Below are 26,007 nucleotides of genomic sequence, written 5' to 3' on the forward strand. Positions count from 1 at the left end.
CACAAATTGGTCCATTTACGCAAAAAAACACCGTCACAACGAATTGTGACGGTGTTTGGATTAATCAAATTAATGTGTGGCCGAAGCCAGGTTGTCTACCACCAACCGTTAGATTGCCAGAAGCTTTGAGCTGCTGACCATGAACCGTAACGTGAAGTAGCGTACTGTGTAGCCACTGCTTCTTGGTGAGCGGCTGAAAGGTCGCCACCCAACTTGTCCATGCTCAATTGGTACTTACCGTAGTATTGACCATTTTGGGCCGTGTATGAACCACCTGATTCACGGGCAGCGATGTAAGCTTGGGCAGCTGAATCAGATGATGAAGCTGCAGCAGGTGCTGTAGTTGTGTCTGTCGTTGCAGCTGCAGGCGTTGATGTTGCGGCCTGAGTAGTAGTTGTCGTAGTCGTTGTTGCAGCAGCGACAGGAGCAGTTTGCGTTGCAGCTGCAGGTGTTGTCGTTGTAGCTGAACCGTTTGCATCTGGCATTACTAATGATTGGTCAACAAAGATTAAGCTACCACCGTTTTGCAAGTGGTTTGCGTTGACAACAGCATCGATCGTCGTGTTGTGGTCAGCAGCCAATTGTGACACTGTGTCGCCGCTCTTAACGGTAACAGTTGTATCGGCATTTGCAATTGTAGTCCCAACTGATAATAATGCACCAGCACTAATGGTAGATAAAACGGCTTTTTTGATCTTCATAAAGTAAATTACACTCCTAATTTTTTAGTGAACGATATCGTTCACAGGGCTATTTGCTCACCTAATAATTCAGGTGAATGTGTTTCTTTGTAACTCAACGATGTTCACTATACAGCGTGTAAATAACAGAAAAATACCGTCAGCATTACATTTTTTTGGATTTTTGTTACATAAGCATTTTTTTGCAACATTCTGTAATATTTGGCTGCGCTGGCCTAGCGACTGAAACTGGTGATCCACTCCCGTTTTCAGGGCGTTTTCAATTCAATTGGTAACAATTTAAAAAGCTTAGCAACCGCCAATCTGCGCGGTTGCTAAGCTTTTAAATCAATAACTAATTTGTCCATTTTCTAAACAAACGATCAACCAATAAAAGGCTGACTAGCAATAGAATCCCCATTAAAAGAAATGTCCCATCTTTTAGCCAATCAATGATAAATCCGAAAATAAAGTTCCCAACCGGGTGCATAAAGTCGACGGAAATGAACCAAATCCCAAAAACACGTCCTAAAAACGCCACATCTGTTTCATTTTGAACGAGGGTAAACAGCCCCACCCCGATCCGTGAAATCAAAAATCCATAGATTGCGGTGACCGTTAACAAAACTGGGTAGGGCCGCCACACCCCAGCAACGAGCATAACAGCGCTCAGAATGTAAATGTCCCGTTCGATCCGTGGGAGTGTCCGAGCCCGTTTAGCACGAACCAAACTAAGGCCACCAATCATCCCCCCAATCGCCATTACGGCCATTAAGTAGCTGTATAGATGCTCATCACCACCAAAATAATGTTTGACATCATATGGTAGCAGGAGGTTAAAAGCGGCAAAAAAGATGTTGATGACACTATCGATCACGACCATTTTGACCAAAACTGGCTTAGCCATCACGTACTTAAACCCGCTTTGTAGGCTGGTCCAGATCGACAGTCGCGTTGTGGTCGTCGGTGTGTACTGATAACGAATCCCAAATAATAGTAGTAATGATAGCAAAAACGAACCTGCGTTGATCAATAAAAATTCACGAAAGTCGATCCACGAAACGGCCAGTAATGCGCCCCCTAACAACGGCGCAGCAATATCTGCTAGGTTCAATGACGTGTTCGAAATGGCGTTAAACCGTTGTAGGGCTGGTTCCTCAATCATTTCCGGCACCATCGCCTTAGCCGCCGGAAAGTTAAAGCCTAAGCCAATGTCCAAGATGGCGGTCAGTAACACCAATTGATAAAAGATGGGGTGATTAACATCCACAATTAGCGCCATCAGCAGACACGCCACAAAACTGATGATGTCCGACCACAGCATGACCATCTTCCGGTTGGTACTGTCGACTAACGGACCCGCCAGTAAATCAGCGAGAACCAAGACCAGGCCCCCAATCCCTTGAACAACCCCCAGCATTGACGCCGTTCCGGTCGCTTTCACAATGAACCAGTTTAACCCGAAGATGTACAATGCATCCCCCAGCCGTGAAATAAACGGACTTAGAAATAACGGCCAACTGAACCGTCGCTTCGTCATCACCCGTGTTTGTGCTGTCATCCTAACCGCCCCCTTTTCCTAAAATATCCATCAATCATACCAAATCTAATCGCTAAACGTAACCAATTCGCGGGATGTTCCGGTTTGTAAACCTGTAATTAAGGAAAAAAAGTGCTTCCCGTTATGCTAGTCACATTTTCGAGGCTACCACAAACGCGTGAACGGGCCCAGGCCCTCTTTCTGTAACACAAAATCCCCTCAATCCCTTCATTGATAAAAGGCACGTCACGCTGGTTACATTTTCTGACCTGTCCTAAACACGTGAACGGGCCCAGGCCCCCTTCATTTAACCCCAAAGCACCCCTCATGGATAAAGTTCATCCATAAGGGGTGCTTTGGGGTTAAATGACTGAGCCTAATCGGACCCGTTCACGCTCTTAATATTGTCTCAAGTACACCTTATCAATCACATGGTGGTTCGTTTTATGCAAGATCACGTTTGCACGGCTTCTTGTTGGTAAGATGTATTCGTTTAGGTTTCTCAAGTTCACACTATCCCACACCTGGCGGGCGTACAAGAAGGCCTCTTCACGTGGCTCCGTTGCCAATTCGTGGTAATAGTTTGTTTCATCATTAAACGCTGAATTTAACAACAGGTTAAAGCGTTCCAAGTACCAGTGCTCAATGAGCTGTGGCGCAGCGTCAACATACAGCGAGAAATCAAAGAAATCACTCACGAAAATTTCCGCCGTTGAGGGTAGCTGGAGTACGTTGATCCCTTCAACGATCAGGATGTCTGGTTGGTCCACCACATCATATTCACCCGGGATGACGTCATACACCTGATGAGAATACTTTGGCGCCTTGACCCGCGGTTGTGCCCGTTTAACATCGTTTAAAAACCGGATCAGTTTTTGCATGTCATAGCTTTCAGGAAAGCCTTTGTCTTCAGTAAGCCCCTTTTCAGCCAAAACGTCATTTGGATACAGGAACCCATCCGTCGTGATTTGCTGAACCTTTAGTTCCGGATACAAATGATTCAACATGAGGGCTAAGAGCCGGGCTGTTGTGGATTTCCCCACCGCGACAGACCCAGCGATCCCCATGATAAACGGCGGCTTCGAACTTGGAATCTGAAGAAAGTGACTCCGATTTTCGTTGGCCTGTTGGAACTCATGGTATTTCATTAAAATGTAGTGAACTAGCGGCATGTAGATTTCCTCCACGTCCGCTAACGAAATTCGGTCGTTCAGTGATTGAATTCGTTTTAAATCAGCGGGTTCAAGCCCAACCGTTGTTGTGTCGGATAGATCACGCCACCGATTCCGTTCAAACCCATCGTAGTTACCCAATTTTTCTTCCATTATGTTCTCACCACGTTTTCTTCAAAAATCCTCTAAAGTATAGCATACCGTCGTGAATTGTGGTCGTATTCACAACAGTAAAAAACGCCCGGACCACCACGTGATGATCACGGGTGGTCTGGACGTTTTCAGATTAAAATCTATTCATGTTCCATGACATAAAGTGCTGGATCAACACGATCCATCAGCGGCGTTAATTGCCCGCTTGCTAAGATCGTTAACTGGTGCATCGCCCGTGAACAAATTGTGTACAGCAACTGCCGTTCACTTTCATCATGGTACACCGCTGCCGACGCGTTCCAAACGATGATCGCGTCAAATTCCAACCCCTTAGCTAAGTATGCTGGAATGATCAGCGTGCCCGGCACAAGCCGTTGGTTTTCCGTCCGGATCAGGGTCGCGTGAACACCGTCGGCCTTTAGCCGGTCAGCCACCGCTTCACACTCCGCAAACGTCTTGCCGATGATCGCGGTTGTTTCGCCCTGTTGCTCATTGATTGCTAATTGCTGTTCTAACCGCGCGTACAACGCGTTGTCATCTTCCGTAACCAACGCCGTTGGCCGGTCACCGTCACGATTAAACGCGGTAATTTGCTCACCGTCCACCAGAAGGTCCTTGGTAAAGTCCGTAATTTCTTGCGTTGACCGGTACGACTTGGTCAGTTGAACGACGTTTGTTTTCTCTGGATCAAACATCGTGGACAGCTCACTTAATAATGTCCGGCTGTTCTCCTGGGTAAAGATGGCCTGGTTCAAGTCGCCAAGCAGCGTGAACTTTGCCCGTGGGAAACTAAACTTCAAAAAGGCAAGTTGGAACGCGGAGTAGTCCTGAACTTCATCAATAAAGACAAAGCGAATCTCCTTTTCACCCTTTTTCCCGGTCATCATGTCATACAAATAGAGGTACGCCGACGTATCTGCAAGTGACAACTGATGGTTACGGTAACCACTCAACGTTGCATCAACGCTCGCCTGCCACTGTTCTGGTGTCACATGAGCGTCAGCCAGGCTTAAGTAATTTGGCACGTTCCGCATGAAGTGGGCGTACTGCGCGTTGATGTTTAGGTACCGGCTACGCGTAATGGCCAGTTGGACCGGTTTAAACGCCTTCATCACAATTTGCCGGGCAAGGAAACGGTATTCCTTTTCCTGACTATCAAACTCCCGCGGCTGGTCACCAAACATGGTATCCATTTCTTCACGCGTTAAATTTTGAACGGCGTCTTCCACCCACTTATCCCGCATCTCCGTGCTAATTCGCCGGTTCAACAAGCGAATCAACTCTTCACGCGTAGCAGATAACCGGTTTCCTAAATGATAGTTTTCATTAAATGAATAGTAAATTTCCGCAATTTGTTCCTTACTAATGAAGACTTGGTCACGGAACTTAATGTCTCGGAAGCGCATATCGGCTTGTTCAAGGTGGTTCGCGTATTTCGTGACCACATCAAAGTACGCCAGACTCCCTTTCAGGGCATTGACCGCCTTAAACTGATCATTTGTCGTGGCGTCAAACCGCTGTTGCAACGTTTCGACCTGAATCTTTGGAAGCCGCCGATTTGTGTACTGTAGATACGTCATTTGAACCATGTTTTGCTCGCCAAGTTCTGGCAGCACCTGGTTAATGTAATCATTGAACAACTGGTTCGGCGAAAACAGGACAACCTGACCGGACGTTAAATTGCCCCGGTACCGGTACAGTAACCACGCAACCCGTTGTAAGACAGCTGCCGTTTTCCCGGAACCAGCGGCCCCCTGAACAAACAGTAAATCAGAGGCCGTGTCCCGAATGATCTGGTTTTGCTCCTTTTGAATGGTCGTTACGATGCTCTTCATCTTGGTGTCGGACGAATTGCCCAACGCCTCCATCAACATTTGATCACCAACAACTTCATCCGTGTCAAACAGCGTAACGATCACGCCGTCTTTAATTTGAAACTGCCGTTTGAGCTGCACATCCACCGTTTGGGGACCATCCGGCGTTTGGTAGGTGATGTCCCCTAATCCACCATCATAGTAAATTGAAGAAATTGGCGCCCGCCAGTCATAAATCAAAAAGTGATCCGGTGAGTCCGCAAACGAGCCTAACCCGATGTAGATTGTTTCTGGCGCATGATCCAAGTCTTCCTGGAAGTCGATCCGGGCAAAATATGGTGTCTTTTCGAGCTTTTGCAACACGTCTAACCGTTCCGTCGCGTGTTGCCAGCTATTTTGCCGTTCATCCAGCATTTGTTGCTGAGCCCGCAATGACATGGCCGTATCGGTCATCCCTTCATAGCTCCCCGTGTTCAGATGGACTTCACCAAAGGCCCGTTCAATATCCTTGGTGTCACGTGCTGCCGTTGCAATGTCTTCACTTGCAACCTGCTCTGCCGTTTTGACCTTCTCGACGACAGCATCTAAATGTGTTTGTTCTTGCTGCTGAATTGAGTCTGCCATTTGTTTGCCCCCGTTTTTTCGTCGTCATTTTGTTTTTTATCCCATGATCGCCATGGTTTTATTAACTATAATTGTAAAAAATCGCACAAAATATTATAGCCCATTTAAGTCTGAGAGTAAAACAACAGTGCTTCATGTCGCAAAACCATTTGGAAGTCATAAATTTTAACAAAGGCCGAGCCTAGCAGTCGCTATTCTGCCCTTAGATGCTTAAACTAGGAGTCAGAAAGTGCGGGAGGTCATGCTATGGATCAACTCATCCACATCATCAGTCATCTCCAGGATTACGTTGTGCCACTTTTTTCCTGGCTAGGAAACTGGAGTTACGTCACACTATTTTTACTCATCTTCGCTGAAACCGGGCTGGTTGTTTTCCCGTGGCTTCCTGGTGAATCACTTATCTTTGTCACCAGTGCCATTGCCGCGGCTACTCAAACCAGCCTCGACATCAAGGTCCTCATTCCAATCTTCTTTTTTGCGGCCGTTTTGGGCGACACGCTGAACTTCCGCATTGGGATGTGGCTTCTTCACTTTAAATTCATCGAACGCCACCTTCATGGTGGTCTTGTGCGTGGACAAGCCTTCTTTAAACGTTATGGTGGCCGCGCCGTTATTTTTGGCCGGTTTGTTCCATTAATAAGAACATTTGTCCCACTCTTAGCCGGCTCCACCAAAATGAATGAACGCCGCTTTGCCGTCCTGAACGTTATTGGTGTGGCTTTGTGGGTAACCGTCGGCAGCGTGCTGGGGTATTACTTTGGTCGTTTACCATTTGTGCAGGCGCACTTTGCGTGGATTTTCCTCGCTGTCGCCCTCATTGGGATCGTTCCTGGTTTTATCATGGGCGCGGTTCGCTATGTGCAACGGCACAGCAACCATTTCTACGAACCGTAACTCACAACTAAACTCAATTGGTTGATTGCTGGTGAGTTTGCTATGATAGGGGTAACAACTTTACACGGAGGGTTTCATGTCATTTAACGTTTACATGGTTCGCCACGGGCAAACCTACCTTAACTTATACCACCGGATGCAGGGCTGGTCAGACGCGCCGCTAACAGCGAAGGGTGTTAATGATGGGCACCATGCCGGTGAATTATTGGCCCACGTGCCTTTTGATGCTGCTTACTCCAGTGACTTAGCCCGCACCCAAGCTACTGGACGCCTCATTTTGGCTGAAAACCCCGTTGCCCTCACCGACCCAACGCCACGGTTTGAATTTCGTGAACAATTCTTTGGCTTTTGGGAAGGCTACGACGACATGCTGATGTGGCACCAGATCGGTTCGCCACTGGGCGGCGACTCCTACAACGCGTTAATTGCCAAGTACGGCCTGGAAAAAGCCACTAATATCGTGGCCGAAGCTGACCAGTACCATCATGCCGAAACTTACGCTGACGTCTGGACCCGCATCCAAGACGGAATCACCTTTTTGCGTGACCAGCATCACGATGGCGATAACGTGCTTGTGGTCACTCACGGCACGTACATCCGCCATGTCCTCGATCACTTCTCAACCACGTTACCGGCCCAACCAGGCCCACGAAATGGGAGTGTCACCAAGCTCGTCATTAGCGATGAGCACGTTGACGTTGTTTACACCGATAAATTAACTGACATTGACTAATTAAAAGACATCATGCCATCCTGGATCAACTCCAGGACGGCATGATGTCTTTTTGCACCGCGTTAAAAATCACCAGCAGTCATTTTGCCCGCGTCAATTAGCGCGCTGTTTAAGAACCAGTGCCGGTGCCAATCACCGTTTAACGCCGTGAAGGGCACAGGTGTTGCGCCATTCTCAGCAACCTTTTTCAACAAGTAGTTACGCATGATCCAAATATCTTCGTAAGACCGCTGGGTCAGGTGCATGATGTGCCCCAGCTTAACGGCACTGATTCCCAGTTCTTCGGTGACCTGGGCCACGGTCAACCCAGCCCGCTGAAAGTTTTCCTGAAGTTCATTTTCTGTTGCTGTCATTTGTTGTGCGGTTAACGTCATGATTAAAGGTCTCCTTTATCCGATGGTAATAGTGTGGTGACAAGCTGGTCCAGTGCGTTTAAGGCGGCTTCTCGTTGGGCATCCGTTAGTGCGCCGTCTACCCGCTGATTAAGCGTTCCAAACCCCCGGGTGATTTCTTGATCAACCGTTTGGCCGTGTGGCGTTAGGTACAGGTGTTTGGTCCGTTCATCTGTCCCCTCAAATCGCCGTTCTAACAGGTTCCTGCCTTCCAGTGATTTCAATAAATTTGTCATACTGGCAACGTTACGGCTTAATAGGTCAGCAACCGTCCGCTGGTTGACCCCCGGATGAGCACCAACGTAATGAATCACGTTTGCCTGATCATTATTGAGCGCCAACGTCCGCAAATACCTGTTCATCGTTGCTGTCTGCCAGGCCGCCAACCGGTGAATGGTTGCAGCTAGTGTCCGTTCATTCGTTGTTTCCATTTTGTCACCTCCACATGAAGTACCCTTAGTATAAAACTTTATGTTTTAATTACAACTGTTTTTAAAACAACTAAGAAACTAAAAAAAGTGCAACCATGATTTTTGTTGCACTTCTAACGGGCTTAATTTTGTTCAGTTGTGTAGCGTGGTGCCCCAAGCAACGGCTGGCCGTTAGTGACCTGCACCGGTTCACGTTGTGTGGTCAATAGCTGACTCAACGCCGCTAACTTTGGGTCACGGTGAACGTGGGTCAAATCTTGCTCTTGTTCACTGCCAGCGACAAACCGCCGGGCCACTTGATTAATGTTGTTTGTCAGTTGCTTCACGTCTGGTTGCTGGTTGCGCGCTTCAAACGTCACGATATCACGAACCAATTGGCCCAGGAGTTCGTCGTTATCCACATGTTGCGCTAAATAAGTAATGACATCTTTCATCTCATGCACCTCACCTATCAACTTGAATGTGAGCCATATCATAGTGCTTCTCTTCCTCGCTGTCAACACAATAACGATCCTAAATATCGGCCTTAATAATTCATTATTTTATTTTGAGGTTCGGTTAAGCTTTCCCCTGTATTCTAATAACCATAGATAACAGCAACTTATCTATCGTTCACATTAACAAACTCCTAAAGAATTCACCCCGTAAAAACCGCCTTCTGTTATGGCTAGCAGAAGGCGGTTTTTGTAGCGCTGATTTAATTTATAACAGGGTCAACCCCGCCTGACGAGCGCGTTCTTGGTACATAGGAATTTCGTCATCAGCAGCCCGCACAAAGTGGTGCGGTGTGATTTCAACCATGCGCCGTGGTTTATCATCACCCTCAAGCGTCGGTTCGTACGTGAGCTCAGTCCGGGCCCGTTCAATCTCTGGATCAGGAACGGGAACCGCTGACAAGAGACTCGTCGTGTAATCGTGTAATGGCTTTGTGTACACTTCATCGGCTGGCCCAATTTCAAGCATCCGACCGTAGTGCATGACCCCGATCCGGTCAGAAATGTACTTCACCATCGACAAATCATGGGCGATAAACAGATACGTCAAGTTCTGTTTAATTTGTAATTCTTTCATCAGATTGACCACCTGGGCCTGGATGGAAACATCCAACGCGGAAATCGGTTCATCAGCAATGATAAACTCAGGTTTCACGGCCAAGGCCCGGGCAATCCCGATCCGTTGCCGTTGCCCACCTGAAAACTCGTGGGGGTAGCGACTTGAGTGGTCCTTATTCAAACCCACCGTTTCCAGCAGATCTTCAACCATTTGTGACCGCTCCGCATCATTTTTCGCTAAATGATGGATGTCGATCCCCTCAGCGACAATGTCCTTGACCTTCATCCGCGGGTTCAATGAGGCATACGGATCTTGAAAGATCATCTGCATTTCCTTACGAAATTCCAGTTGCGCCTTTCGATCCTTAATTTTCGCCACGTCTTGGTCATTGAACAACACCTCACCTGACGTTGGGTCGTACAGGTGAATGATGGCACGACCTGTCGTGGTCTTCCCTGACCCAGATTCCCCGACAAGTCCAAACGTTTCACCCTCATAAACATCAAAGGAAACGTCATCGACAGCGTGAACTTCATCACGCCGGCCGACATTGAAATACTGTTTTAAGTGCTTCACTTGAAGAATCTTTTTTCGATTCGTGTAATCCATGCTGACGTCCCCCTTTCTATTCGCGATCGTCGTCATCAACGTTTGGTGCGGTTGTCACAGGTGTTTGTGGCCGAACCAATTCACCGGCGTCGTTGTGCATGTTAACCCACTGCGCTTGGCGTTTGGCAATGGCTGCCGGCGGTGTCACCTTTGGCGCCCGTGGATCTAACAGCCACGTTGCCGCAAAGTGCGTTGGTGAGACCTCGAAGAATGGTGGTTCCTGTTCAGCATCAATTTTCAATGCGTATGGGTTTCTGGCCGCAAACGCATCACCAGTTGGTGGATCCAGCAAGTCTGGTGGGGTCCCAGGAATGGCAGACAGCTCCCCACTTTGCGTGTCCAACGTCGGCATGGAGTTTAATAGTCCCCAAGTATACGGGTGTTGGGGGTTGTAGAAGATCTCGTCAACCGTCCCATACTCCACAATTTTACCAGCATACATAACGGCGATCCGGTCAGCCATCCCGGCCACAACACCAAGGTCATGGGTAATGAAGATGATCGACGTGCTGATTTTTTCCTGGAGTTCCTTCATTAATTTCAGAATTTGTGCCTGAATCGTCACGTCCAACGCGGTGGTTGGTTCATCCGCAATCAGCACCTCTGGGTAACAAATCAGGGCGATTGCAATCACGATCCGCTGACGCATCCCCCCAGAAAACTGGTGCGGATAATCGTTGATCCGGTGCTCAGCATCCGTGATCCCGACCAGTTTCAGCATTTCTAATGCTTGTTCCATGGCCTTTTCACGGGAAACGTGGTTATGGATCCGCAGTGGTTCCGCAATTTGCCGACCAATCTTCATGGTTGGGTCAAGCGATGTCATTGGATCTTGAAAGATCATCGCGATGTCCTTACCACGAATCTCCTGCATTTCCTTTTCGGACTTCTTCAGAACGTCTTCACCATGAAACAGGATCTCGCCGCCAGCGACTTCTGCGTTTTCCGCGTTTAAGCCCATGAGTGAACGGGTCGTAACGGACTTCCCGGATCCAGATTCACCAACAATGGCCAGTGTCTCCCCCTTTTTCAGGTTAAAGGAGACGTCCCGGATGGCTTTAACCGTTCCAGCATAAGTGTTGAAGTTAATGCGGAGGTTCTTTACTTCAATTAAATTATCATTTTCAAGCTTTTCCACGATGAACTTCACCTACTTTCTTGAACGTGGGTCAAAGGCGTCCCGCAGGCCGTCAGCAAACAAGTTGAAACAAATCATGATGATCATCAGCACAACGGCTGGGTACCACATCTGGTACGGCAAGAACTGGAAGTTCTTTTGACCATCAGAGATCAACGTCCCCAGTGAGGCCGTTGGTGGTTGAATCCCGATCCCAATGTAGGAAAGGAATGCTTCGAAGAAGATGGCACTTGGAATCGTAAACATCGTTTGAATGATGATGACAGAGCTCATGTTTGGAATCAGGTGTTTCCACGCAATCTTCCATGAACTCTCACCCAGTGTCCGAGCGGATAAGATGTACTCTTGGCTCTTTAACGTCAAGGTTTCCGCCCGAATCAACCGTGCCATGGTGGTCCAACTTGAGATGGCAATGGCTAGTGAGATCGACAGGAGCGACCCCTTCATCACCACCAACAGTAAGATCATGTAGACCAAGTTAGGAACGGATGACAAGATTTCAATGATCCGTTGCATGATCATGTCCGTCCGGCCACCGCGCCACCCGGAGAGCAGCCCGTACCCGATCCCAACCGTCAGGTCCACCAGCGTCGCGATGAGGGCAACTGCTAGTGACACGCGGGTCCCAGAAATGATCCGGGATAACAAGTCACGCCCAAGGTAGTCGGTTCCTAAGATCCAGTACTTCCCGGATGGCACGTGCTGGGTCGCATAAGCGTCCACACGGCCACCATCCACGCTTTTAGTCCCGTCCAATCCGGGAATGTGCACGCCAGGAATCTTCGGTGGCAAATTCGTGTAAGCGGGTTGCGCGTTGTTTGGGTTGTGTGGTGAAACAAGTGGTCCGATCAATGCTAACGCAAACACCGCAACCAGAATCCACATCGCAACAAATGCAATCTTATTTTTCTTTAACCGGCGCCAAGCATCCTGTGTAAACGTTAAGGACGGTGCAGCGATTTTTTCATTATCCAGGTGCTCTTCGTTACCCAGTGGTTCGAAGGCATCGTTTGGAACGTTTATGTTATCAGCCATTAACTTTGCCCTCCTTGCAACCGGATCCGTGGATCAACAATACCGTACACAATGTCAGTAATCAGTAAGACAACGACCAGTAAGACGGAGTACATCATCGTAATTCCCATGATGGTTGGGTAGTCGTTAGTCGTAATTGACTTAACGAATTGTTCCCCGATCCCAGGAATCGCAAAGATGTTTTCAACAACCAGTGAGCCGGTCATCAAGTTAACGGTCAGTGGTCCAATCAATGTAATCAGCGGAATCAGTGAATTCCGCAACGCATGGTGATAAACCACGCCGGTCTTCGTTAACCCCTTGGCCTTTGCGAGTTCAATGTAATCCGAACTCATAACATCGACCATTTCAGTTCGGATAAACCGGGCTGTCGTTGCAAACGGCGACCCTGCCAGTGCAATCGTTGGTAAGATCGTGTAGGCAAAATTACCCCAGCCAGCCACCGGAAAGGCACCAGCCTTTAATCCTAAGTAGTACTGTAACAAGATTGCTAACACGAAACTGGGAATGGAAATCATCAAAATTGAGATGATGGTCATCGTCCCATCAACCCATGTGTTCCGCCGAATTGCGGCGATCCCACCGACAATGATTCCTAGAAGAACCCCAAGAATCATGGCTTGAAGACCCAATTGGAAGGAAGCTGGCATCCGTGTTGCCAATAGGTACGAAACGGGTTGGTTATCAAACTGGAAGGACAACCCGAAGTTTCCGTGAAGCATCCCACCTAGATAGATCAGGTATTGTTGCCACACTGGTTTATCCAACCCGTACGTGTGATAAATCATTTGAATCTGTGCATGCGAGAGTTTCGACTCATTACTTAACGGTGTCCCCGGCAGCAGCTTCATCATGAAGAACGTGATGGTTGCGATCAGAAATAGCGTTAGGAGGAGGTAAAACAGACGCTTGAGTAGGTATTTTGCCATAAACTTACTTCCTCACATTCACAATCTAAAGTAACGACCAATAAATAATTGCTGGCTTACCAACAAATGAGAATTTGCTGGCAAGTTATTTAATGTTTATCTTAAAACAAAACGTGGGGAGAAACCAGAATGAAGTGGTTTTCCTCACGTTTTTTAACTCATCATGGCCCTTGATAACTGAATTATTTACTTCACATCAACGTACTTGTAGTCGAAGTTGACACCAGCTGAGTTGTAGATCAGTCCCTTGACGTAGCTCTTTTGAAGCATTGGACCAGAGCCACTTGCAGTCCCCCAGTAGAGTGGGATCACACCAGCGCTTTGTGTTAACGTCTTTTCAGCGTTAACCAAATCATTGTAACGGGCTTGCTTGTTGCCGGCGTCTTGGTCAGCAGACTTCTTAACGTTTTCGTCGTAAGAAGCATTGGACCACTTCCCGTTGTTTTGGGAATTATCTGACATGTACAGTGATGAGTACGTGTATGGGTCGTTGTAGTCAGCGCCCCACAGTGTGATAACGGCATCGAAATCACCACTTGAGGACTTCGCCAACCGGTTCTTAAATGGCACGTTTTGGAGTGAAACCTTCACACCTGGTAACTTTTCAAATTGTGACTGTAAGAATTCGGAACTTTGCTTTGCAGTACTTGTATCATCCGCTAACAACGTAAAGCTCAGGCTGCTGATCCCAGCTTCCTTTTCCCCTTCCTTCAGTAACTGTTTAGCCTTTGTCATGTCGTAGTCTGTTGTGACAGGAACTTCTGCATCCTTAGCGAAGTCAGCACCCGTCTTCGGGTTCTTGGCAAGCTTTGATGGAATCAAGCCGGTTGCGGGTTGTGAACCATCCTGGAGAACGTTATCAACCATTTGTTTCCGGTCAACTGCTAATGACAATGCTTGACGAATCTTTTCGTTCTTGAAGGCAGGAACCTTTGCTTCATTTAGTTCCATGTAAGTCGAGGTGGAACCTTGGTAGTACTTGTAACTCTTGTCGTTCTTGTAGTTTGCAACCTGTGAACCCGTTAACCCGGTCATATCGATCTTACCAGAGTTGTAAAGGTTCAACGCAGTGTTACTTTCCTTAACGACTTGCCAGTTGATTGTGTTTGTCTTCACAGCTGACTTGTCCCAGTAATCGTCGTTCTTAACCCACTTCCACTTTGTGTTTGTCCCGGTCCAATCTTCAACCTTGAAGGGGCCGTTGTACACTTGGTTAGTGGCTTTCATTCCATATTCAGAACCGTACTTTTCAACCACTTTTTGATCTTGTGGGAAGAAAATCGGGAACCCGAGTAACAACTTAAAGTAAGGAATTGGCTTTTCCAGTGTCACTTCAAGTTTGTTGTCACCCACGGCTTTGATCCCCAGTGACTTCACATCTGCTTTACCGTTTTGAATGGCTGTCGCATTCTTCACACCTTCAAAAAGGTAAGCATATTGTGACCCTGTCTTCGGATTATTTGTCCGTTGCCAGGAATAAACGAAGTCTTTTGCCGTAACTGGATCACCATTGGACCATTTAGTCCCTTTTCGCAACGTAAACGTCCAGTGTAACCCGTCCTTTGATTCCGTCGTCTTTGTGGCTAAGGCTGGCACCGGCTTTGAATCTTTTTCTGTCCGGTACAACCCTTCCTGCGTGTTCGCTAATGCCGTTAATGACGTGTTGTCCGTCACCTTTGATGTGTCCAGTCCTGGCATTTCAGCGCTAACGCCTAAATTCAGGACCCCTTTGTGTGATGAAGCACTGTTTTTATTCCCACACGCGGCTAACGTGATGACTGACAGGGCCGCAACAGCACCAAGCACCATTATCTTTCGTAATTTCATTCCGCCAACTCCTTTTTATGTCACCCCAGCAACATTTGTCGCCCTCCATCGATCACTTGAAAAGCATAAACGTATCTTAGATGAGAATTTGATGAATGTCAACGAAACTTCTCCCATTTTTTATTAATAATTGTGAACCTTCTTAAATGTGTGCGTTTTCTTCACTAGTCTAATCGCGTTTTTGTCGATAACGTTTTTTGTGAACATCACTCAATTTTCAATGTAAACCGTTCTCATTTTTCTTAATTGATGTTCATCTTGGCCAATTTTTCTTTTGTTTTCTCATTTTTAATTTTAACTAATCAGGGAGGCGACTCATTAATGACGGTGACCTTAACCCACGTTCAAAAGGCCGGCGTCCACCAATTACCGGGTTTCATGCTATACTTACACTATTAATAAGCCTTGGCTTAGAAACGAGGTCTTACTGTGGACGAAACAAAACAAATCCCACAATCAGTCATTATTGCCGGCCTAAACACCGGTGATCCTAACTTTGAATACGCCATGGAAGAATTAGCCAACCTGGTTGCCGCTAATAACATGGTCGTCGGCGAAGAAGTTCGCCAAAACTTAGAACGGCCCCATCCCGGAACTTACTTTGGTAAAGGGAAAGTGGCCGAACTTGCAGAAATTGTGGCGAGTGAAGACTTCACCACAATCGTGACAAACGATGAATTAACCGCCTCCCAAATTCGTAACATTGAAACGACCACCCATGCAACGGTGCTCGACCGGACGGCCCTCATTTTAGACATTTTCGCCAACCGGGCCCAAACCCGCGAGGCCAAGTTGCAGGTTCAAATTGCTCAGTTACAGTATCAATTGCCACGGTTGCACACGAGTGTTAACCAACGCCTTGACCAACAAACTGGTGCAGGTGGCGGTAGTTTCACCAACCGTGGTTCTGGTGAAACCCAGCTAGAAATGGACCGCCGGACGATCAAGAACCAGATCAAGCACTTACAAGAAGAACTCGCCGACATCACTAAGGCTGCGGATACGCAACGCACCCAACGTGAAAAAAACGGGCTCCCAACGGTTGCCCTTGTGGGGTACACCAACGCTGGTAAGTCCACAACGATGAACGGCTTGGTTCGTAAGTACGGCTCAAGCGACGAAAAGCAGGTTTTTGAAAAGAACATGTTGTTTGCAACATTGGACACCAGTGTTCGTCAAATAACGCTCCCTGACCAAAAGCAATTCCTGCTGTCTGACACGGTTGGATTCGTTAGCAAGTTGCCCCACAATCTGGTTGAGGCTTTCCGTTCAACCCTGGCCGAAGCGGCAAACGCTGACCTGCTGGTGCAAGTGGTCGATTACGCAGATGCGAACAGTGAAGCCATGATGGCCACCACCAATGCCACATTGGAGGCCATCGGCGTCAAGGAAGTCCCAATGGTCATTGCCTTTAATAAGGCTGATCTGACGGACGCTAAGTACCCCGTTCGGGAAGGCAACCAGCTGATCTATTCAGCTCGCGATGACGCGTCGTTAGAAGCACTGCTCACCATGATTCGCGAACAGATCTTCCAAAACTATCAAACGGTGACGTTACTGATTCCGTTTGATCAGGGTCAGATCCTGAACTTCCTGAATGAAAAGGCCAACGTGTTGAAAACGGACTACGTTGCTGAAGGAACCAAGATCACGGTGGAATTAACGGATGAATCTGCACAACGGTTTGAACAATACCGCGTGGACTAAGCCATTGTTTTCACCCAAATAAATAAAAACCAGCGGTCGTCTTTCCCTTATTGGGGGATAAACGACCGCTGGTTTTTGTTTTATTGTCAGAATGACCGTGATTAACCCGGTTAGGCTAATCGTCTGTCGATGTAGTTTCCTAACAATGACAATCCGTAACAAACGATGAAGTACATAACTGCTAACGCTAAGAACATCGGAATGATGTAATTGGCATTTTGCCCGTAGATAATCTGCGCGTGGAACGTCAAGTCAGGCAACACAATGATCGTGGCCAATGACGTATCCTTGATCAACGAAATAAATTGACTGATCAACGCCGGAATCATCTTCTTATAGGCTTGTGGCAAGATGATTTTTGACATGGCCTGCCAGTAGGTTAACCCGTTTGCACGGGCCCCTTCCATTTGGCCAACCGGAACCGCCATGATTCCTGAACGAATAATTTCAGCCAACATGGTCGACTCGAAAATCGTCATTGCTAAGATCGTTGCCGGGATGATTTCTGGCTTGAACCCAAAGTTGGGAAGGCCAAAATATGTGAAGAAAATGATCAACAGTAACGGTAAGTTCCGAATCAAATCAATCACAAACCCGACAATGGCAGAAAAGTACTTGATCTTCGTGTACCGGATAATTCCTAGGATCGAGCCCAAGATAAAACTAAAAATAACGGATAAAACAGAAACTTCAATGGTCACCCATAACCCCTCAAGGAGGTAACGCAGGTTGACCAATGAATAGGCATCAATAAAAGATTTCATCAGCTAACTCCCTCCTATGCAAGTCGTTTCTCTAGGTAACGCATGTAGTAACTAATTGGCATTGTGATGATCAGGTATAAAACCCCGACCACCATGTAACTGTTAATGGTATCAAACGTCGTGGACGCAATGTTGTTGGCCTGGTACATCAAATCAAAACCGGCCACAAAGGCAAGAACGGACGAATTTTTGACCAGGTTAACAAATTGGTTCCCTAATGGTGGAATCACGAGCCGAAATGCTTGTGGTAACACCACGTACTGCATGGCCTGCCAGAACGTCAGCCCGTTTGCACGGGCCCCTTCCATCTGACCACTATCCACGGATTGAATCCCGGCCCGAACCGTTTCAGCAATGAAGGCTGAGGTATAGATTGTTAGTCCGATCGTCCCGGCAGTAAACCCGTTAATTTTAACAATGTAAATTGGAATCACGAGGTAAAAGAAACTCGTGATGACCAACAACGGAATATTCCGGAAAATTTCAATGTAGATCCGGGCAATCGTCCGGGCCACCTTATTTTCCGTCACTTCCATAATGGCAAATAATGATCCGATTACCAGACTAAAGAACAAGGCCAAGACACTGGACAGTAACGTCCATCCCAAGCCGGTCAGCAGATCTTGCCAATGATTAGTTATGATGTTAATCATTATCGCTCCAGCTCCTTGTAATTAAATCCAGGGACGTTACCAAACCACTTATGGATCAAAGCGTTGTATTCGCCATCCGCTTCCATTTCCTTAATGGCCTTGTTTACCTCACGGGTAAACGGCTTTTGTCCTTTGTTAACAGCGATCCCATAGGGTTCCCGCGTAAACGTGCCCCCCACGACCTTGAAGTCTGGGTTTTGAACGGCCATCCCGTACAGGATCCCGTTATCAGTTGTCAACGCAACCCCTTGACCAGCCTTTAATGACGTCAGCGCCTGTGCGTAGTCCTGCAATTCCAACACCCGGGCCTTTGGGGCCACCTTTTTGATGTTTTGAACGGAATTGGCACCGACCACACCCAGCACCGTCGTCCCCGGTTTGTTCAGATCCTTGACGCTCTTGATGTTACTGTTCTTTGGCACTAGTAGTGATTGCCCGGCATCAAAGTATGAATTAGAAAAATCGACAACCTGTTCACGCTGCGGTGTAATCGTCATCGTCGCAATAATGGCATCGATATTCCCGTTTTTTAATAACGGAATCCGCGACTGTGATGTTACCTGAATGAACTTTGCCTGCCCTTTGTCACCTAAAATGTGCTTCGTGATGTGTTTCGCCATGTCCACATCGAACCCTTTGATCTGGTTGTCGTTCACATCCATTAACCCAAAGAGTTTTGTGTCCGCCTTAACGCCCCACGTAATTGTGTTTGCCTTACGATCGTTCTGTAAGATGTCTTGTTGAGCCACCGACTTACCACAGCCGCTTAAGCTGATTGTTAAGAGGCCCACCGCCGCCAACAGGGTCGCAAGTTTAAACCGTTTCTTCATGAAACTGCCTCCCCTAATGTTAGTGGTTGATGATCTTGCTCAGGAATTGACGCGCCCGTTCTTCCTTCGGGTGGTCAAAGAATTCTTGCGTATTATCGTCTTCCAAAATTTGACCGTCCGCCATGAAGATAACCCGGTTAGCCACTTCACGAGCAAAGCCCATTTCGTGCGTCACCACCATCATGGTCATGCTTGAATCATTGGCAATGGTCTTCATAACACCCAGCACATCATCAATCATTTCTGGGTCCAATGCGGACGTTGGTTCATCAAAAATCAGTGCCTTTGGTTGCATCGCTAACGAGCGGGCAATCGCAACACGCTGTGCTTGACCACCAGAAATTGCGGATGGCATGTTGTTAGCCTTACTTGCCAAGCCAACTTCATCCAGTAACTCCATGGCCATCTTTTTATTTGCAGCTTCATCCCGGTGTAACACGATCCGGGGGGCTAACATAATGTTTTCCAAAACCGTTTTGTTCTCGTACAAATTAAAGTGTTGGAACACCATCCCCACGTTTTTCCGAATTCGGTTCATATCCGTCTTCGGATCGGCCAAGTCTTGACCATTAACGATCAATTGACCGCTTTGAATCCGTTCTAATCCATTAATCGTCCGGGATAGCGTACTTTTACCTGACCCTGATGGTCCGATGAGCACAACCGTTTCCCCTGCTTCCACCGTTAAATTAATGTCTTTTAACGCATGGAAGTCGCCATAGTACTTCTGGACGTCGTGAAATTCAATCATTGACATACTCGGTTCCTCACCCTCAAATAATCTCGACCCACTCCGTTTTAAAAACGAGTTAATTCTTAAGGTCGTTTATTAAGTTTAGTCCAAACGAAGTGGGCGTGTCAAAGCTGACCAGCTCTGACACGCCCACGATTTTACTCAAATTGCTTTAATTTTGTGTCCTGACGATCATTTTAATGACGTTCATTAAAAGCGACGTCCACCTTGATGGTGTAAGGATACCGCTCCTCAATGACACTCGATCGACCAGCCGTTTTTGCTGGGCCACCCTGCAACACAGCGGTCGCAATAAATAACTGAAAACGTTGGTTGGCTTCCTTCACATCGGATAACCCTACCCGGGCGATTCGCCCAATTGGAAGGGCCGTCATCTGGTTCATGCCGGCATAAACGACGAAGTGGCTGTCGACTTGCCGGAGATCAAAGTAGGGTAACGGCACCCCGGCACCTACAGCAAAAACCGGTTCATGCGTTTCCCGAGCCTTTGCCAAAATTTCTTGGTCATCTTGCCCAGCATAATCTTGTGGTAACAAGTTAACCTCTTGTAATTGTGCGGCAATGGTCGCGAGATTTTTATGGCCCGTCCCGTTAATTTCAACCTTCGCGGGAACCACCTGTTTATGATCATACAGGCCGCTTGACGGGACAAACTGCCCCATGCGCTCGTTATCTGTCAGCTGATGTTCTTGTTCCTTCAACCGTTCATCACCCAACACCTTGGCAATTTTCTCCGATGGATCGAGGGCAAACCGCCGTTTTAGGAAGTAATAAAACACGTTGACCACAGAACAGTAAAGTAAGAATAAAAAGACTGCAATTAGCAGGATGCCCCGGAGGTAGCCGCCATTTTGAATAAACCGAATCCCGATGTACAGCAAATACCAATCGCCAACTAGGCCTAAAACAGTGTAAATGCGTCCCTTTAGCTTTGTATTGACGTTAAAGTAACCAAGAAAATGATTGGCCATGTCGAGTAGTGTTAGCATCTGTTCGCCTCCTAACGCGATTAATTTTGTGTGTTCGTTGTTGTGCCAGTGGTCGTATTATCAGTCGTTGTGCCCGTGGTGTTTGTGCCACCCGTTGTTGTCTTCGTGTTGCCCGTCACGTTCCCCGTCGATCCGGTACTTTCACTCGTTGAATTAGCAGTGCTGTCCGTTGATTCACTGGTCTTTGTTGCACTACTTTCCTTATTAGCCGTTGTACCCGTTGACTCACTGTCGGCACTCGCACTGCTAACCTTAGTTGAGTCATCACTCGATTTTGACGTGTCCTCGCTTTTACTTTGTGAGGACTTTGCCGTTGAATCCGTGGCCACGCTACTGCTGCTGACCTTTCGACTCACTGCGGAGCCCTCAGAGGTATTGGTCACTTTGTTGACCACGATGTTTGTTGCCGATAACGCTAGAATGATGGACACCACGGCAACCGGGGTGACAAACGGCGGAATTCGATGATCCATAAATTAACTCCCTTTTTCATTGACAATTATTAATGGCTTAACTACCTGGTGGTCGGTTTCGGTCACGACCCGTTCTCAAGCTCTCAGTATAAACAAATCCCGCCAACATAACTCGTTGACGGGACTAATTTTAGATGGAATTTAATAACTTTTCTTGCTACGCTTCGGCAGCAACGCAGTCCGCACATAGTCCGTACATTTCGAACCGGTGGCCCTCGATCTTAGCGCCGGGCAGCTGTTCTTCAAAGAAACTTTCTGGGCACATTTTCACTTCCGTCACCTTACCGCAGTTGCGGCAAATGAAGTGGTGGTGGTGCAGGTTACTAAAGTCACACTGAAACTTGACCCGTGCCTGATCGCCATCCATCTGCTGTTCAACTAGCCCAATGTCCGCAAATTCTTTGATGTTGCGGTAAATGGTCGCGTGACTCATCCCAGGATAATAATCCCGCATGTACGCGTCTAGTCGGGTAACATCTGTGTAGTGGTCCGGCTGTTTACATAAACATGACAATAAGGTCCGGCGTTGTTTCGTCACCTTTAGATGGTTCTGTTGTAACACCGCGACAGCCCGTTGCTCGTCAGTATCCATGAGCGGCCTCCTTTATCGTTTAAAAGCGTAATCATTACTATTAAGCAGTTTACCAGATGTTCTCATAAAACAACAGCGCAAACGCCCTTTCTGATCACAAAAAAAGATGGCCACCATCCCTCGGTTAGGTCAGCAGCCATCATTTTTAACGCTTATTTAGTTTAGCCAATAATGGTGCTTACCAGAGCATCGATCTTTTGCTTCGTTGATTCTAAATCATCATTCACGATCACGTGGGCAACATCGGCTAGTGCCGCTGGCAGTGTGAGGTCACGCCGGTACTCTGGACTGTCCAGTCGTTCCTGCAACATCACCGTATCGTCACCGCGCCGGGTCATTCGGTCAATCAGTTCTTCATCCTGACTGACCGTCAAAAAGATGATCACCACCTCGTCGCCCAGTTCTTCGGCATACGTGACCGCACCCTTCGTATCAAGCACAATGGTCAGGTAGGGGTTCTTTTCAAAGCCTGCCTCCAGGCCTTCTTCTGAAGAGCCATACCGGTAACCCGCGTATTCAACTTGTTCCAAGTAATGATTTTTATCAAACGATGCATTATCTTCAAAATAGTAATCAACGCCGTTAATCTCACCCTTTCGTGGTGGGCGCGTTGTATGGGTAATTACCTTCGGCATGTGATAATAATCCCGTAAGTAATCACTGACAGTGGTTTTGCCAGTGCCGGTCGCGCCGGTAATGACAAAGACACGTTTTTTCATGAGGATCCTCCGTTTCATTTCTCGCAGGCCTTAAGTTTACACCATCTTTGCCACGTTTAAAAATGGTAGACTGGTGAAACAATTTTCATTTTCCCAATAAGAACAATTTAGAAACGTTGCTTCACTTATAAAAACCACTTTTTAAAACTCCTGCTTGACGCCCCTGCCAAAACTCGTTATAGTAAATGGCAATGAAATGAGAAAAATTCTCATCTTTTAAGGAGAGTCGTCATGCAAACACATCAACATTCATTAACAACAAACGTTGCGTTTAGTCTGTTTGGTTAGTGTTTGCACCGCTAGTGGGGTGCAAGCACGGTAAACTTCCGGTTTGCATCCATTCGGCTGACGGCGTTTTCAACTGTCAATTTTTAGGCCCGTTTGGATGATTGTTAACCCTCGTCCAAACGGCCTTTTTGATGCGTTCACTACGTCATGAAATGAGCTGGCATTTTTGGCACAGGGTCAAAAATGCCTTTTTCTATGCCAACATTTCAGGAGTGACCAATTATGTCAATACTATCAAAAATGCGCCAACAAGAATCGCTCGACGATTATGTCGATGCTGACCAACGCCTTGTTAAATCCATGTCTGCAAAGGATCTTATCGCACTCGGCATCGGGGCCGTCATCGGAACCGGGATCTTTATTCTCCCCGGGACCGTTGCTGCCACTAAGTCAGGGCCGGCCATCATTTTATCGTTTATCATTGCAGCCATCGTGTGTGGCCTCGCCGCCATGTGTTATGCCGAATTTTCATCGGCACTGCCCATTGCTGGGTCCGCCTATTCCTACGGTAACGTCATCTATGGTCAGTTTATCGGCTGGTTACTTGGCTGGGCGCTGGTCTTAGAGTACATGCTTTCCGTGGCGGCCGTTTCTACCGGCTGGGCTGGCTACTTTAACGCCCTCCTTGCAGGATTCAACATCCACATGCCAAAGGCCCTTTCCGGTGCGTTTGATCCTGCCCACGGGACTTACATCAACCTTGTTGCCGTTCTCATCGTCCTGGCAGTTGCCTGGTTACTTAGTGGCGGTATGAAAACGTCCACCAAGGTGCAAAACATCATGGTGGTCGTCAAAATCGCCATCATCCTCATCTTCGTTGTGGTCGGTTTATTCTACGTTAAACCCGCTAACTGGCACCCATTCTTCCCCTACAAGGGTGGTGTTCTTGCTGGTGCCTCGGCCGTTTTCTTCGCCTTTCTCGGGTTTGACGTGGTGGCCGCTTCAGCCGCCGAGGTTAAAAATCCCAAACGGAACATGCCCATCGGAATCATCGGGACCCTTATCATTGCTTCCATTCTCTACGTCGCGGTTTCCGTTGTCCTCACAGGAATCGTTTCTTACAAGGAATTAAACGTTGCGGATCCAGTCGCATTCGCCCTACAACGGGTGGGGCAAAACTGGGGGGCTGCCTTAGTCTCACTGGGTGCTTTGGCCGGGATGTTTACCATGATGCTTGCCATGATCTATTCCTCCTCACGCCTGGTCTACTCCATTGGCCGTGACGGTCTTTTGCCCAAAAAACTTGGCACCGTTGATAAGGCCACCGGCACGCCACGGGCCAGCTTAACGGTCGTTACGATCATCATTGCCGTCATGGGTGGGTTAATCCCGCTGGACCAACTCACCAGTCTGGTTAACATCGGCACGCTGATTGCGTTCACCTTCGTTTCCTTCGGGGTCCTTCCCCTTCGCAAACGCCAGGACATTGACCATGATCTTGGCTTTAAGGTGCCGTGGTACCCCGTCCTTCCGATCTTATCCGGTGTGGCCTGCATGGTCCTCTTGTTCCGACTTCCTGGTGAAACATGGGTTGCCTCAGCCATCTGGTTTAGCTTCGGGATCTTGATTTACTTCACGTATGGCATTCGCCACAGCAAATTACTGAAGAAAACGGGCCACCGTGCCTAATAAACGCAATAACCTTTTCGTCTTTCTGCAAAAAACGGCTAACCTCCCAATGAACGGGAAGTTAGCCGTTTTTGCCGTCGTAATTTTTCGACTTATGCCTTATCAGCTTTGACAACCACGCTGGCCACCAGCTGTTGTTGATCATTGAAGAACCGCCGGTATGCCAGGTAGCACGCACTGACCGACCCAAGGCTCGTCGCAGATAACAGCATAAAGACCACCATGATTTGATACTTGATCGCATAAACGGGGTCGACACCGGCAAAAATCAGGCCGGACATCATCCCGGGCAAGCTCACGATCCCATACGTCTTTGACGCGTCAATTGTGGGCTGCATCCCCGTTTTGATACATTCACGGACAATTCCAATGGCCGAGTCATGCACACTCGCACCAAGCGCAAGCCGCTCCAACACCTGTTGTCGTTGATCCCGAAACAGACTCTCCATGTTCCGGTAGCATAAGCCGATGGCCACCATTGAATTACTGGCGATCATGCCAGAAATGGGAATCATCTGCGACGGAATAAACTTAATCGCACCAGATAGCACCAGCCCGCCTAACGTAATGGCTGTGCTTAACAGAATTGACCAAAATGACGACCAAAATATGTGCGGAATTCCCACACCACGTTTCATGGCGTTATAAGCAGCGTTAAAAATGATGATGAGAATCATCGCTAACGTCAACACCGCGTTGTTGACGGAAAAGATGTACTTCAGTAAGAACCCAACGATGGTCAACTGCACGATGGCTCGAACGACCCCGATCAACATGTCACGGTCGACCCCAAGCTTTTGCCGCCACCCAATGATCAGCGCAATTAGCACCAACGCGGCCGCAAATGCCAAACTGACGTTATTCACATTCACACTATTATTCATGAGCAGCCTCCGTTACGTGATGCCCTGCTTCGATCCGATAAAGTTCATCGGCCTGCGCAATCTCTGTTTCATCGTGGGTGATCCACGCCACGGTCCCACCGCGGCCACGATAATGCTCAATCAGTTGGTGGACGATGGCTTTGTTTTCAGCATCCAAGCCCGTCGTCACCTCGTCTAACAGTAAGACGTCCGGCACATAAACTAAGTTACGAATCAACGCGACCCGTTGCCGCTCCCCACCAGACAACTCCGTAATGTCATGAGTTAAATAGTCGAGCGGTAAATTGACCTGGTTTAAAAGTTCCTGCTGTCGGGCGACGTCCACGGATTCATTGCGAATTGTAAACGGAAAATCTAAGTTATCCGCCACCGTTTCCCCGAACAACGTTGGTTGTTGAAAACAGTAAGACACCCGGCGCCGGTATGCCATCGGGTCGTAGGACATCGCGTCGGCACCATCAAACATCATCGTACCGCTTGTTGGACTAATCATCCGCGCCAGTAGCTGCAAGATCGTACTCTTCCCCGACCCAGAGGGCCCCACAATCGTCATGTTTTGCCCCTTTTTAAGCGCTAGGTCGATCCCACTTACAATTTGGCGGCCATGAGCCTCATAGCCAACGTCGGTCATGCTCAATAAAGCTGTCATTATTCTCCCCCGTTTCATTTTCTTAATCATAAAGCAACCACGATAATTTGTC

The 26,007-nt window shown here is 47.7% G+C and carries 26 protein-coding genes; 4 read left to right on the forward strand and 22 right to left on the reverse strand.

The window, feature by feature from the left end:
- Nucleotides 1–95 precede the first annotated feature (95 nt).
- From apf to helD, 4 genes are all read right to left on the reverse strand, one after another.
- Nucleotides 96–701 carry an aggregation-promoting factor gene (gene apf, locus ACRYI5_RS05160; protein ID WP_448224504.1) on the reverse strand — a complete coding sequence of 202 codons (606 nt, stop codon included), beginning with the start codon at nt 699–701 and terminating at the stop codon, nt 96–98.
- Between the two features lie 334 nt (nt 702–1,035).
- A complete protein-coding gene (locus ACRYI5_RS05165) occupies nt 1,036–2,241 on the reverse strand; it encodes an MFS transporter (RefSeq protein WP_448224505.1) in 1,206 nt (401 codons plus the stop codon).
- A gap of 377 nt (nt 2,242–2,618) precedes the next feature.
- Nucleotides 2,619–3,545, reverse strand: a complete 927-nt coding sequence (coaA, locus tag ACRYI5_RS05170; protein WP_407878568.1) for a type I pantothenate kinase — start codon at nt 3,543–3,545, stop codon at nt 2,619–2,621.
- Between the two features lie 140 nt (nt 3,546–3,685).
- Nucleotides 3,686–5,983 (reverse strand): RNA polymerase recycling motor HelD, encoded by a 2,298-nt coding sequence (gene helD / locus ACRYI5_RS05175; RefSeq protein ID WP_448224506.1) that lies wholly within the window; start codon nt 5,981–5,983, stop codon nt 3,686–3,688.
- 246 nt (nt 5,984–6,229) lie between these two features.
- Between helD and ACRYI5_RS05180 the strand changes: the two genes are divergently transcribed.
- Nucleotides 6,230–6,877 (forward strand): VTT domain-containing protein, encoded by a 648-nt coding sequence (locus ACRYI5_RS05180; RefSeq protein ID WP_407878566.1) that lies wholly within the window; start codon nt 6,230–6,232, stop codon nt 6,875–6,877.
- A 76-nt stretch (nt 6,878–6,953) separates the two neighbouring features.
- Complete coding sequence (locus ACRYI5_RS05185) at nt 6,954–7,610, forward strand: histidine phosphatase family protein (protein WP_448224507.1); 657 nt, start codon at nt 6,954–6,956, stop codon at nt 7,608–7,610.
- A gap of 62 nt (nt 7,611–7,672) precedes the next feature.
- Here the strand turns inward: ACRYI5_RS05185 and ACRYI5_RS05190 are convergent, their stop codons facing one another.
- The 8 genes from ACRYI5_RS05190 to ACRYI5_RS05225 form a co-directional block, all read right to left on the reverse strand.
- Nucleotides 7,673–7,984: a DUF2316 family protein gene (locus ACRYI5_RS05190; RefSeq protein ID WP_448224508.1), complete on the reverse strand. Its 312-nt coding sequence runs from the start codon at nt 7,982–7,984 to the stop codon at nt 7,673–7,675.
- A gap of 2 nt (nt 7,985–7,986) precedes the next feature.
- On the reverse strand, nt 7,987–8,433 hold the full coding sequence (locus ACRYI5_RS05195; protein WP_448224509.1) for a MarR family winged helix-turn-helix transcriptional regulator: 447 nt from the start codon (nt 8,431–8,433) through the stop codon (nt 7,987–7,989).
- 122 nt (nt 8,434–8,555) lie between these two features.
- A complete protein-coding gene (locus tag ACRYI5_RS05200) occupies nt 8,556–8,867 on the reverse strand; it encodes a hypothetical protein (RefSeq protein WP_407878558.1) in 312 nt (103 codons plus the stop codon).
- Nucleotides 8,868–9,135: 268 nt separating this feature from the next.
- Entirely contained in the window at nt 9,136–10,095 is a 960-nt protein-coding gene (locus ACRYI5_RS05205; RefSeq protein ID WP_407878556.1) for an ABC transporter ATP-binding protein, read from the reverse strand.
- A 16-nt stretch (nt 10,096–10,111) separates the two neighbouring features.
- Entirely contained in the window at nt 10,112–11,233 is a 1,122-nt protein-coding gene (locus ACRYI5_RS05210) for an ABC transporter ATP-binding protein (RefSeq protein ID WP_448224510.1), read from the reverse strand.
- A gap of 12 nt (nt 11,234–11,245) precedes the next feature.
- On the reverse strand, nt 11,246–12,268 hold the full coding sequence (locus ACRYI5_RS05215; protein WP_407878552.1) for an ABC transporter permease: 1,023 nt from the start codon (nt 12,266–12,268) through the stop codon (nt 11,246–11,248).
- The gene (gene opp3b / locus ACRYI5_RS05220; RefSeq protein ID WP_407878550.1) at nt 12,268–13,197 is read right to left on the reverse strand and encodes an oligopeptide ABC transporter permease; all 930 of its coding nucleotides are present in this window, start codon (nt 13,195–13,197) and stop codon (nt 12,268–12,270) included. The genes ACRYI5_RS05215 and opp3b overlap by 1 nt, the downstream gene beginning before the upstream one ends.
- A gap of 186 nt (nt 13,198–13,383) precedes the next feature.
- On the reverse strand, nt 13,384–15,024 hold the full coding sequence (locus ACRYI5_RS05225) for a peptide ABC transporter substrate-binding protein (protein ID WP_448224511.1): 1,641 nt from the start codon (nt 15,022–15,024) through the stop codon (nt 13,384–13,386).
- Between the two features lie 429 nt (nt 15,025–15,453).
- On the opposite strand from ACRYI5_RS05225, the gene hflX reads away from it, so the two are divergent.
- On the forward strand, nt 15,454–16,731 hold the full coding sequence (gene hflX / locus ACRYI5_RS05230) for a GTPase HflX (RefSeq protein WP_448224512.1): 1,278 nt from the start codon (nt 15,454–15,456) through the stop codon (nt 16,729–16,731).
- A 110-nt stretch (nt 16,732–16,841) separates the two neighbouring features.
- Here hflX and ACRYI5_RS05235 read toward each other — a convergent pair whose 3' ends face one another.
- The 8 genes from ACRYI5_RS05235 to ACRYI5_RS05270 all read right to left on the reverse strand — a co-directional run bounded on the left by ACRYI5_RS05235 (nt 16,842) and on the right by ACRYI5_RS05270 (nt 22,505).
- Nucleotides 16,842–17,495 carry an amino acid ABC transporter permease gene (locus tag ACRYI5_RS05235; protein WP_407878544.1) on the reverse strand — a complete coding sequence of 218 codons (654 nt, stop codon included), beginning with the start codon at nt 17,493–17,495 and terminating at the stop codon, nt 16,842–16,844.
- 14 nt (nt 17,496–17,509) lie between these two features.
- Nucleotides 17,510–18,148 (reverse strand): amino acid ABC transporter permease, encoded by a 639-nt coding sequence (locus ACRYI5_RS05240; RefSeq protein ID WP_407878542.1) that lies wholly within the window; start codon nt 18,146–18,148, stop codon nt 17,510–17,512.
- Nucleotides 18,148–18,978: a transporter substrate-binding domain-containing protein gene (locus ACRYI5_RS05245; RefSeq protein ID WP_407878540.1), complete on the reverse strand. Its 831-nt coding sequence runs from the start codon at nt 18,976–18,978 to the stop codon at nt 18,148–18,150. The genes ACRYI5_RS05240 and ACRYI5_RS05245 overlap by 1 nt, the downstream gene beginning before the upstream one ends.
- Before the next feature lie 19 nt (nt 18,979–18,997).
- Nucleotides 18,998–19,735, reverse strand: coding sequence for an amino acid ABC transporter ATP-binding protein (locus ACRYI5_RS05250; RefSeq protein ID WP_448224513.1), 738 nt, complete (start codon nt 19,733–19,735; stop codon nt 18,998–19,000).
- A 173-nt stretch (nt 19,736–19,908) separates the two neighbouring features.
- Nucleotides 19,909–20,721 (reverse strand): DUF6681 family protein, encoded by an 813-nt coding sequence (locus ACRYI5_RS05255; protein WP_448224514.1) that lies wholly within the window; start codon nt 20,719–20,721, stop codon nt 19,909–19,911.
- Between the two features lie 20 nt (nt 20,722–20,741).
- Complete coding sequence (locus ACRYI5_RS05260; protein ID WP_448224515.1) at nt 20,742–21,194, reverse strand: hypothetical protein; 453 nt, start codon at nt 21,192–21,194, stop codon at nt 20,742–20,744.
- Nucleotides 21,195–21,351: 157 nt separating this feature from the next.
- Nucleotides 21,352–21,786, reverse strand: a complete 435-nt coding sequence (locus ACRYI5_RS05265; RefSeq protein ID WP_407878535.1) for a Fur family transcriptional regulator — start codon at nt 21,784–21,786, stop codon at nt 21,352–21,354.
- Nucleotides 21,787–21,947: 161 nt separating this feature from the next.
- Nucleotides 21,948–22,505 carry an AAA family ATPase gene (locus ACRYI5_RS05270; RefSeq protein ID WP_407878533.1) on the reverse strand — a complete coding sequence of 186 codons (558 nt, stop codon included), beginning with the start codon at nt 22,503–22,505 and terminating at the stop codon, nt 21,948–21,950.
- 510 nt (nt 22,506–23,015) lie between these two features.
- Between ACRYI5_RS05270 and ACRYI5_RS05275 the strand changes: the two genes are divergently transcribed.
- A complete protein-coding gene (locus ACRYI5_RS05275) occupies nt 23,016–24,422 on the forward strand; it encodes an APC family permease (RefSeq protein ID WP_407878531.1) in 1,407 nt (468 codons plus the stop codon).
- A 92-nt stretch (nt 24,423–24,514) separates the two neighbouring features.
- Here the strand turns inward: ACRYI5_RS05275 and ACRYI5_RS05280 are convergent, their stop codons facing one another.
- Together ACRYI5_RS05280 and ACRYI5_RS05285 are read right to left on the reverse strand one after the other, a co-directional pair.
- Entirely contained in the window at nt 24,515–25,306 is a 792-nt protein-coding gene (locus ACRYI5_RS05280; RefSeq protein ID WP_448224516.1) for an ABC transporter permease, read from the reverse strand.
- Nucleotides 25,299–25,955 (reverse strand): ABC transporter ATP-binding protein, encoded by a 657-nt coding sequence (locus tag ACRYI5_RS05285; protein ID WP_448224517.1) that lies wholly within the window; start codon nt 25,953–25,955, stop codon nt 25,299–25,301. Before ACRYI5_RS05285 ends, ACRYI5_RS05280 begins: the two co-directional genes overlap by 8 nt.
- Nucleotides 25,956–26,007 lie beyond the last annotated feature (52 nt).

Source organism: Furfurilactobacillus sp. WILCCON 0119 (genome assembly GCF_053471565.1).